This window comes from Arthrobacter sp. B2a2-09 (assembly GCF_027587375.1).
In the GTDB taxonomy this organism is placed as follows: domain Bacteria; phylum Actinomycetota; class Actinomycetes; order Actinomycetales; family Micrococcaceae; genus Arthrobacter.
Genome location: NZ_JAMXIC010000096.1, coordinates 1 through 469 on the forward strand (window position 1 = coordinate 1; position 469 = coordinate 469).

The window sequence follows — 469 nt, forward strand, 5'->3', positions numbered from 1 at the left end:
TCAGGTCGGGGCGCAGCAGGCACAGCAGCAAGTCCCTCAGCGCAGCTATATGAAGTACGCAAACCCAGCAGGAGGTCAGTAATGGCGACCAATGCACCAAACAGCCACAAAGACCCATATTGGGCTGAGCTTTCGGCAGCAACGGAGGAAAAGCTTGGGCTCCCGCCTGGACTTCTATCCAATGTGGTCCTTCGCGGAGAGCGATCGAACAATGATCAGGTGTCTGAGGCTGGCGCAAAGACCCCGTTCCAGATCATTCCTGCTACCCGGAATGCGGCGATTGAGAAGTATGGGGTTGATCCGTACCTGAGCCCGGAGAACGCTGCCGAGGTTGCCGGCCTACTGCTGGAGGATTCGCTCGACCGCAATGATGGCGACGTGGCGACTGCTGTTGCTGAGTACCACGGCGGCACCAACCGGTCGAACTGGGGGGCTCGCACAAGGGCATATGTGAATCGCGTGGTCGGAG

General features: G+C 59.1%; 1 protein-coding gene. It reads left to right on the plus strand.

The window, feature by feature from the left end; all coding sequences use genetic code 11:
* Positions 1 to 81 precede the first annotated feature (81 nt).
* A partial coding sequence (locus NFJ07_RS25685) for a transglycosylase SLT domain-containing protein (RefSeq protein WP_269998932.1) occupies positions 82 to 469 on the plus strand: 388 nt, incomplete at its 3' end.